Origin of the sequence: Parasphingorhabdus sp., from assembly GCF_049667325.1 — a bacterium.
Taxonomy (GTDB): Bacteria; Pseudomonadota; Alphaproteobacteria; order Sphingomonadales; family Sphingomonadaceae; genus Parasphingorhabdus.
In genome coordinates, this window is the sequence record NZ_JBATHY010000252.1 from 1 (window position 1) to 8,406 (window position 8,406).

An 8,406-nucleotide genomic window follows, 5' to 3' on the forward strand; every position below is an offset into this window, starting at 1 on the left:
ACTTATTTCTTTGCGGCTGGAGCAGCCGGTTTTGCAGCAGCGGCAGCTGGACCGACTGGTTTAACGCCGCCGTCCGATGCGATATAGCCCAGAACATCGTTGGAGAAAGCCGAGAGCTGTTCTGCAATCCGCTTGTTGCGGCCCTGAAGCCAGTTGTAGGCGAGAACGGCCGGAACAGCCACACCAAGACCAAGCGCGGTCATGATCAAAGCTTCACCAACCGGGCCGGCAACAGCATCGATCGACGCCTGACCGGCGATACCGATTTTGATCAGCGCGCGATAAATACCGATAACCGTTCCGAACAGTCCGATAAACGGCGATGTTGCGCCAACCGTAGCCAACCAAGGCAATCCAACAGCGAGCTTGGAGTTTATCAGATCCTGTGACCGTGCGATCGATCCGTGCACCCAGTCATGGGCTTCGACCGGGTCGGTCAGTTTGGCATGATCTTCGTCTGCCCTGATCGCGTCATCAACAATCTGGCGATAGGCAGAATTCTTGTCGAGCTTCGCAGAACCTTCCTTGAGACTTCCTGCACGCCAGAACGTCGAGCGCATAGCTTGCCCCTGTTTCATGACCTTGTTCTGTTCGAACAATTTCGAAAACAGGATATAAAAAGAAGATACGGACATGATCGTCAGAATTGCGAGAACAGACCAAGCGATAACACCGCCCTGCTGCATGGCTTCCCAGAAACCAAAAGCGTTTTGTGGTGCTGTCGAACCAGCGGCCAAAATTTCAATCAACATTTTAACATTCCCCTCAGGATAATTGATAGCAAAAAATCTATGGCGGGAAGGGCATCATCCGATGCCCTTCCCAATTATATTATTTGGGTATCTGCCAACGAACCGCGTTGGAATAATAGCCCGTTGTCGGATTTCCATTCGAGTCCAGCGAAGGATTGAACCGTGCACGTCGCGTTAGATTTTTACAGGCCGCGTCATCCAAATCAGAATGGCCGCTAGAACCAGTGATCTGGCAGTTAGCTACCCGGCCATCGGAATTTACAGTCAGCCGAAAACGCGTCGTCCCTTCCCGTTCCTCGCGCAAAGCCCGCGAAGGATAGTCGTTCGCATTGGCCCAGTTGCCAGGGTTACCACGTGGCTCCGGCGTCGCCCGTTGAGGCGGTGGCGGTGGCGGCGGCGGTGGTGGAGGCGCTGCCACCGGTCGTGGTGGTGGCGGTGCGGTTGGAACCGTCCGTATCACCGGCCTAGGCGCGACCACAGGTGCCACGATGGGCGGTGGCGACACCACTGGAGGTGGCTCAATCGGCTTGTCCGGCGGTGGTGGTGGTGGTTCCTCAAGCTCTTCCGGCGGCTCGTCCTCTTGAATGTCAATCATATCCAGCTGCGAGGCAACCTTCTTGACGGCACTATATGCTAGTCCGGTGACCAGCGCATAGCCAAGTAACAGGTGAATGATTACGACAAGAAAGATTGATACAATCTTGCTCGAACTCATCTCTTGGTCAGCATAAGCCATTCAGAAATGTAACTCCTTTTTCCCCATCAAGGTCGAATACTTCATCGCTGAAGCCCTTTACAAGGGCATGAGGCTTGAAAAACCATCGCGACCCTTGTTATCCCAATGACAGCTTTTCGTTCGCATGAAAGCCGTCTTAAATTTGTTTTAACGCGCTAGTTCGACGCAGGCAATCGCTTTGTTGGTTCATCATCGATTAAGCTGTTAAAGACCCACTATAGCGGATAAAACCGAGTGTCCCGAAATCCAGTCCCAGAGAAAATCATGCGCCCTTTGACAATCCTTGCCTCCGCCCTTCTTTTTAGCGAAATTGCGGTGTTTCCGGCTTTTTCGCAAAGCCTGGGCGATGCTGATCCGTTGCAATATGCCGACCTCGCTGACCTCAGCTCGGCAGCTCCGATCATCGTTCATGCGACGATCAAGGAAGCGATCAAAGTTGACCCCGAACGGGCTCCAAATGCACCTCCGGGCACACAACGCTTTTATATTATTGCCTCAACCAGCGCTTTGATTCGCGGTCAGGGAGGGGTCGGAGAAACGATTCGTTACGTCATTGATCTGCCACTTGATGCACGGGGACGGGCTCCGAAAATCAAGAAGCAACCGTTCATCATTTTTGCCCGTCGTCCGTCCAGCGGCGGCGACAATGTACAACTGGTTGCCCAGGATGCACAAATTGCCTGGACGCCCAGTCGCGAACAGCGGGTACGTTCGCTAGTCCGTGAACTGGTCGACCGGGATGCCCCGCCGGCCATTTCCCGGATCGCGAGCGCTTTTCATGTGCCGGGCACCATCATTGGCGAGGGTGAAACCCAGATATTCATGGAAACCGAAACCGGATCACCCATTTCAATCACTGTGCTAAAACGCGACGGCCAGCCGAAATTCTGGGCTGTGTCCTTGGGCGAGATTGTCGACGAGGCAGCGCGCGCGCCGGTCAGGAACAGCCTGCTCTGGTACCGCTTGGCTTGTTTTCTCCCCCGTCAATTGCCCGTCGGATCGTTGGCCGGCGATAGTGCAGCGAACGCCCAACAGGCGCGAAGCGATTACCAGCTGGTTCTTCGTGACCTCGGCGGATGCCCGAGATCGCGGCAACCGTAAGGGCGCAGAACTAGTTCTGGCATTCGACCAAGGCGACGCTAATAGGGCATCATCAATCTTACCCGAAACGTAAAGAGGCTAATGACATGACTGCTCCGCTTCGCATCGCGCTCGCTGGACTGGGCACCGTCGGAACCGGAGTTATCCGGTTAATCGAAGAAAATGGTGCCATGATCGCGCAACGGGCCGGCCGGCCGATTGTTGTAACCGCCATTTCGGCCCGCAACCGGAACCGCGATCGCGGTATTGATTTGACCGCATACCCATGGTTCGACCAGCCCGAAGAACTCGCGATACAGGATAATATTGACTGCGTTGTCGAGATGATCGGCGGATCCGACGGCACGGCGCTGGATCTCGCACGCAAGAGTCTGGCGGCAGGCAAGTCGTTTGTCACCGCCAATAAGGCGATGATCGCCCATCATGGGATGGAACTCGCCAAGGCGGCCGAAACTGGAAATCTGTCGCTAAGATATGAAGCCGCGGTTGCTGGTGGAATACCGGTAATCAAGGGACTACGCGACGGTGCTTCGGCCAACAAGATCGAGCGCGTTTACGGCATCCTCAACGGCACGTGTAACTATATTCTCACAGAAATGGAAAAACACGGACGTGCCTTCGACGATGTTTTGAAAGATGCTCAGGAAATCGGCTATGCAGAAGCCGATCCCGGCTTTGACATCGACGGTGTAGACGCAGCCCACAAGCTGGCCATTCTGGCCGCGCTGTCCTTTGGCAAAGCGCTCGACTTTGAAGGCGTGGAAATTGATGGCATCCGCCATATAATGGCGGCAGATATCGGCCAGGCAAAAGCATTGGGATATCGTATCCGCTTGCTGGGTATGGCGCGGATTGATGATGGAAAGCTGTTCCAGCGCGTCACCCCTTATCTTGTCCCCGAAGGACATCCGCTTGCCCATATAGAAGGGTCCACCAATGCTGTGGTTGCCGAAGGGAATTTTTCAGGTCGCCTTATGTTTCAGGGAGCGGGCGCCGGCGAAGGACCTACCGCCTCCGCCGTCGTCGCCGACCTGATTGACATTGCGCGGGGGGATAACGGAACCGTGTTCGCCGCACCGGCCAGCAAGATGGAAACTTGCGAACGCGCCGAGAGCGGGAACCGGACGGGCAAAAGCTACGTTCGTTTCATCGTCGCGGACAAACCCGGTGTTCTTGCCGAGATTACCGCCGCCATGCGCGATGCCAATGTGTCGATCGAAAGTCTGATCCAAACCGAGAAAACCGAAGAGGGATCCGTGCTGATCTCGATGGTCACGCATGACAGTCGTGAGCGGAACGTTTCAAGGAGCCTAGCTGCCCTCTCCAGTTCCACAAGTTTGCAAGCTGCGCCAGTGGTCATGCACCTGCTCAGCGATCAGGACTGATCACTCGGCCGGCGCAGGCGAAAGCGGCCGGATCATCGCCTGTTTTACATAATCCGCGGCTGGTATATCCGGAGCCACGGCCTGCCACACCCGGCCGGCGGCTCCCCCGATTCCCCGGCCACTTCCGCCGAAACTGACGCTCACCAAGGGTAACCCCTTGAAGCAGTTGCGTTCGTTCATGGTAACGTAGCAACGGCCCTGCTGGATGATTCCCGGATTAGCTTTTGGTAACGGTTCACGAATTCTTTCACCCGCGTCTGCCGCCAATTCAGGAAAGGGCAGCCTTTGTTGTCGATCAATCTCGGGCATACCACATACGACAATCACATCATCGGGACGATAAAGAAGGCAGCCATCAGCGTCGACTGCAACCAGTTGATTCGCTTTTTCCATCAGTTGACTGGTCCTGGCTTCTGGAGACAAAACTTGCCCGGCCACAGCGGACGGGACCAGCAAAAGGATCAGTAAAACCTGTCTCGACATTGCAATATCGCTCCCCTATCGAGAGTTCAAAATGACCTCATATATAAGGACTACCCGATAATATGCCCGAAGCAAGCCACATATTGGATCGCCTCCTGGTAATGGAAATGGTACGCGTCACCGAAGCGGCGGCCATATCGGCGGCCAACCTGATCGGCCGCGGCGATGAAAAAGCCGCCGATGCCGCAGCTGTGGAAGCGATGCGCGGCGCGCTCAACGAACTGGACATATGTGGCACAGTGGTTATCGGCGAAGGGGAACGCGACGAAGCCCCGATGCTTTATATCGGCGAAAAAGTCGGCTGTGGCCGCGAGGGCGAAGCGCCGGCCATCGATATTGCGCTCGATCCTCTGGAAGGAACGACCATCACCGCCAAGGCAGGCGCCAATGCGCTCGCTGTGCTGGCCATCGCGGAAAAGGGCAATCTGCTCAACGCACCTGATGTCTATATGGAAAAACTGGCGGTCGGGCCGGGCTATTCGCCCGATATCATCGACCTAAACAAGTCGGTCACCGAAAATGTCACGGCAGTAGCCAAGGAAAAGGGCGTCGAACCGTCGGAAATCATAGTCTGTGTTCTCGACCGACCGCGGCACGACAAGATAATCTCGGAATTGCGGGGAATCGGTTGCGGAATCATGCTCATCCCCGACGGCGATGTCGCTGGCGTGATTGCGACGTCTGACGAAGACACGACGGTCGATATGTATATGGGCAGCGGCGGGGCACCGGAAGGCGTGCTCGCGGCAGCTGCGCTGCGCTGTGTCGGCGGCCAATTCAAGGGACGCCTGTTGTTTCGCAACGACGATGAACGCCAGCGCGCCTATAAATGGGGCATTGAAGATCTCGACAAAATATATGACCTGACAGAATTGGCTAAGGGTGACGTGATCTTTGCTGCGACCGGGGTAACCCATGGTTCGCTGCTGGAAGGCGTCAAGAAACTGCGCGGCGGCAAGATGACAACGGAAAGCGTTGTGATGCGCGCTTCGTCCGGCACCGTCCGTTGGGTAAAAAGCGAACATCGCAAAACCTGATGCAAAAGATGTTGCCCAAGAGGCTCATGCGTCAGACCAGAAGGTTGCGCTTCTGCCTGTTGATATTGCCGATACTGGTGACGGCCTGTATATCTCCCGTACGATATGGCGCTATCCCCCATGGCGATTATGTTGCCAATGACCGCTGCCGACCGGGAGCACAGCCGGCGGATGTGGTTTCGGACAAACCTTATTTTGCGGTGACTAGCCGCTTGCCGGATTGTCGGGCCGAACGGGTGGCGCTACTCAACCAGCGAAGCGATATTGTCCGATATGCGCGATTTGGTGATCCCGCTGAAATGCAAATCACCAACGCCAAGGGCAAGGTGAAAACGAAGAACGCGGTTCCCTTTGCACTGAGCAATGATCAGCAATGGTGGGATGATCTTGCGGCGGAAACGCAAAAGCGAGATGGCCGCATCCTGCTCTATGTCCACGGATTTCGGGAAACTTTTTTTACCAGTGCTCGCGACAGTGCACAGATAGCCCGCCTTTCAGGACTTGACATACCGATGGTGCATTATAGCTGGCCCTCGCAGGGCGAGCTGCTGAAATATACCGCCGATGAAACCAATATGTATTATAATGAACGCCAGTTCCGCAGCTTTTTGACCAAGCTGGCGCAACAACCCTGGACGAAAGAAATCATTCTGGTCGCCCATTCCCTGGGCGTGCGGTTGGCGATACCGGCAATTGAATTTGTTGATCGCAACAGCAGCAACGCCGATTCGAGCAATATTTCCAATATCATTCTCGCATCGCCGGATGTCGATCGCCAGGATTTCGAGCGTGACATCGCCGAAACCGTGCTCACCATGCGCCGGGTCAATAACGATCGCCGGATCACGGTCTATGTATCGGCGAAAGACCGTGCGCTTGGCCTGTCGTACAATTTCCATGGCTATCCAAGACTGGGCCGTCCCGATTGTTTCAACCCGTTCGAAGCTGCCTTGCTAAAGGAGCAGGGACATCCCGAACGATGCTATGCCGCTAAAACCCAATATGACACGGAGCCGGAAAAAAGCGGGCTGACCATAATTGACACTACGGCCATCGGTCGCGGTCAAACCGGCCACAGCGACTATCTCCGCAGCGCGCTTGCCTGCGCCGATTTTGCGGCAGTTGTGAACGGCACCGAAAACAAGGCAAACAAACGCAAGGCAACCAGGCTGTTGCATGTATTCGCGCTTGCCCCCGATCCCGATGTTCCGGAACCGGATGATATTGCGGTTTGTCGCCGCGAGCCCAACTGATATTGTCAAACCTGGCCAGAATAGATGCAACGCAATGACCGGCAACTGGATGAGCTACTAGCCAACATCCGGTCGTGCGCGATTTGCAAGGATTTGCCGCTTGGTCCGCGGCCGTTGCTCCAGGCGAGTGCCAATGCCAAGATTCTGATTGTCGGGCAGGCTCCGGGCAGCAAGACCCACCAAAAAGGCCGGCCGTTTGACGATGCCAGCGGCAAACAGCTGCGGCAATGGCTCGGCGTGACCGAGGACCAGTTTTACGATCCGCGTCTGTTCGCGATCATCCCGATGGGCTTCTGCTTTCCCGGAACCGGCAAGGGCGGCGATCTACCGCCCCGCCCGGAATGTGCTCCGGCGTGGCGCGAGCCGCTGTTGCAGGCATTGCCGAACGTCCAACTCACCCTGATACTTGGCCAATATGCTCTGGACTGGCATCTGGGAGAGAGGAAATCCAGAACGCTGACAGAAACCGTATCACGTTGGCAGGAATTCTGGCCCGACCATCTGCCCCTGCCCCACCCGAGCCCGCGCAATATCCGCTGGTTCAAGGCCAATCCCTGGTTTGAAACAGATGTGATTCCGGTCTTGCAGAAACGGGTGAGCGTGCTAGTCTAGAAGACACCGATGGCGAGCCCGGCCGAAAGCGTAGCACCTGTCTCGGCGCATCGATCGCGATCGGCTTGCCGGATGGTCTTGGGAGCCAGGATGGCTTCCTCGGTCTGCGCATGGGTGCAGACAATCAGCGAATCGATCACTTTCTTGAGTCGCCAACCGGTTGCGATACGCTCCAATTGTGACTTCGCATTTTGCCCATCCGACCCCGCACAGATCATCGCGGCATAGGGTCGTCCTTCGATATGACCGAGCAAAGGATAATAGCAGCGATCAAAAAATGCCTTCATCACCCCGGCAATCGCCGCCAGATTTTCGGGTGTCGCGAAGATATAGCCGTCGGCTGCCAGCATATCCTGTGGCTCGCAATCTGCAGCACCTATGACGCGCACAGCGCTGCCGTCCTCTGCCCTCGCCGCCTCGGCAGCAGCCTCGACCATCTGGGCGGTACCGCCGGTATAACTGTAATAAACGATCAGAAGCGTTGTCATCGACATTCCTCTATCAACTAACAGACCGATTGTCAGCGCCTCAGGTTTCACGCATAGCGCGGACCATGAACGCAGTATTGAATGTCGAGAATTCCCTGTCCGGCCAGAGCTGGCGCTGGCGCAGCACCAGTGCCGACGCGCGGGACCCCGGATTTCAGCCGGATGATCTGGTCACCCAGTTGTTGCTTGCGCGCGGTGCAAGCCGCGAAACGCTCGAGATCAACCGCGATCCTACGATCCGGGGCTTCATGCCCGACCCCTCGGTTTTTCAGGATATGGATGTCGCTGCGGATCGTCTTGCCCTTGCGATCAAGAATCAGGAAAAGGTCACGATTTTCGGTGACTATGATGTTGATGGCGCAACCAGCGCAGCTCTGCTCATTTTGCTGCTGAGGGACCTCGGGCTCGAGGCAGGCTATTATATCCCGGACCGGTTGATGGAAGGCTATGGTCCGTCTGGCGAGGCGCTGGTCAAGCTCGGCGAGCAGGGCAGCAATCTGGTGGTCACGGTCGATTGCGGCGCCATGGCCTATGATGCCCTCGACATGGCCCATCAGGC

The 8,406-nt window shown here is 56.2% G+C and carries 10 protein-coding genes; 6 read left to right on the forward strand and 4 right to left on the reverse strand.

The features are described 5' to 3' along the window. Nucleotides 1–2 precede the first annotated feature (2 nt). Entirely contained in the window at nt 3–752 is a 750-nt protein-coding gene (locus WBM93_RS11345; RefSeq protein ID WP_424431923.1) for a MotA/TolQ/ExbB proton channel family protein, read from the reverse strand. Between the two features lie 79 nt (nt 753–831). Further along, complete coding sequence (locus WBM93_RS11350; RefSeq protein ID WP_424431924.1) at nt 832–1,488, reverse strand: energy transducer TonB; 657 nt, start codon at nt 1,486–1,488, stop codon at nt 832–834. 264 nt (nt 1,489–1,752) lie between these two features. Between WBM93_RS11350 and WBM93_RS11355 the strand changes: the two genes are divergently transcribed. Continuing rightward, a complete protein-coding gene (locus WBM93_RS11355; protein ID WP_424431926.1) occupies nt 1,753–2,589 on the forward strand; it encodes a hypothetical protein in 837 nt (278 codons plus the stop codon). Nucleotides 2,590–2,675: 86 nt separating this feature from the next. Beyond that, nucleotides 2,676–3,974 (forward strand): homoserine dehydrogenase, encoded by a 1,299-nt coding sequence (locus WBM93_RS11360; RefSeq protein WP_424431928.1) that lies wholly within the window; start codon nt 2,676–2,678, stop codon nt 3,972–3,974. On the opposite strand, the gene WBM93_RS11365 is transcribed toward WBM93_RS11360, so the two are convergent. Further along, nucleotides 3,975–4,457: a hypothetical protein gene (locus WBM93_RS11365; RefSeq protein ID WP_424431930.1), complete on the reverse strand. Its 483-nt coding sequence runs from the start codon at nt 4,455–4,457 to the stop codon at nt 3,975–3,977. Between the two features lie 62 nt (nt 4,458–4,519). Between WBM93_RS11365 and glpX the strand changes: the two genes are divergently transcribed. From glpX to WBM93_RS11380, 3 genes are read left to right on the forward strand one after another with little or no spacing between them, the layout of a single operon-like run. Continuing rightward, on the forward strand, nt 4,520–5,494 hold the full coding sequence (glpX, locus tag WBM93_RS11370; protein ID WP_424431932.1) for a class II fructose-bisphosphatase: 975 nt from the start codon (nt 4,520–4,522) through the stop codon (nt 5,492–5,494). Between the two features lie 26 nt (nt 5,495–5,520). Then, nucleotides 5,521–6,747, forward strand: a complete 1,227-nt coding sequence (locus tag WBM93_RS11375; protein WP_424431934.1) for an alpha/beta hydrolase — start codon at nt 5,521–5,523, stop codon at nt 6,745–6,747. A 24-nt stretch (nt 6,748–6,771) separates the two neighbouring features. Further along, entirely contained in the window at nt 6,772–7,359 is a 588-nt protein-coding gene (locus tag WBM93_RS11380) for a uracil-DNA glycosylase family protein (protein ID WP_424431936.1), read from the forward strand. Here WBM93_RS11380 and WBM93_RS11385 read toward each other — a convergent pair. Continuing rightward, the gene (locus WBM93_RS11385; RefSeq protein ID WP_424431938.1) at nt 7,356–7,847 is read right to left on the reverse strand and encodes a flavodoxin family protein; all 492 of its coding nucleotides are present in this window, start codon (nt 7,845–7,847) and stop codon (nt 7,356–7,358) included. The two genes, WBM93_RS11380 and WBM93_RS11385, sit on opposite strands and share 4 nt — an antisense overlap. A gap of 65 nt (nt 7,848–7,912) precedes the next feature. Between WBM93_RS11385 and WBM93_RS11390 the strand changes: the two genes are divergently transcribed. Next, nucleotides 7,913–8,406 (forward strand): DHH family phosphoesterase (locus WBM93_RS11390; RefSeq protein WP_424431940.1); only part of this gene is annotated, 494 nt, incomplete at its 3' end.

What these genes read in the sequence shown, in the direction of transcription:
- WBM93_RS11385 (WP_424431938.1), bottom strand. Translation starts at nt 7,847, where the DNA reads ATGACAACGCTTCTGATCGTTTATTACAGTTATACCGGCGGTACCGCC.
- WBM93_RS11345 (WP_424431923.1), bottom strand. Translation starts at nt 752, where the DNA reads ATGTTGATTGAAATTTTGGCCGCTGGTTCGACAGCACCACAAAACGCT.
- WBM93_RS11380 (WP_424431936.1), top strand. Translation starts at nt 6,772, where the DNA reads ATGCAACGCAATGACCGGCAACTGGATGAGCTACTAGCCAACATCCGG.
- WBM93_RS11375 (WP_424431934.1), top strand. Translation starts at nt 5,521, where the DNA reads ATGCGTCAGACCAGAAGGTTGCGCTTCTGCCTGTTGATATTGCCGATA.
- glpX (WP_424431932.1), top strand. Translation starts at nt 4,520, where the DNA reads ATGCCCGAAGCAAGCCACATATTGGATCGCCTCCTGGTAATGGAAATG.
- WBM93_RS11355 (WP_424431926.1), top strand. Translation starts at nt 1,753, where the DNA reads ATGCGCCCTTTGACAATCCTTGCCTCCGCCCTTCTTTTTAGCGAAATT.
- WBM93_RS11365 (WP_424431930.1), bottom strand. Translation starts at nt 4,457, where the DNA reads ATGTCGAGACAGGTTTTACTGATCCTTTTGCTGGTCCCGTCCGCTGTG.
- WBM93_RS11360 (WP_424431928.1), top strand. Translation starts at nt 2,676, where the DNA reads ATGACTGCTCCGCTTCGCATCGCGCTCGCTGGACTGGGCACCGTCGGA.
- WBM93_RS11350 (WP_424431924.1), bottom strand. Translation starts at nt 1,488, where the DNA reads ATGGCTTATGCTGACCAAGAGATGAGTTCGAGCAAGATTGTATCAATC.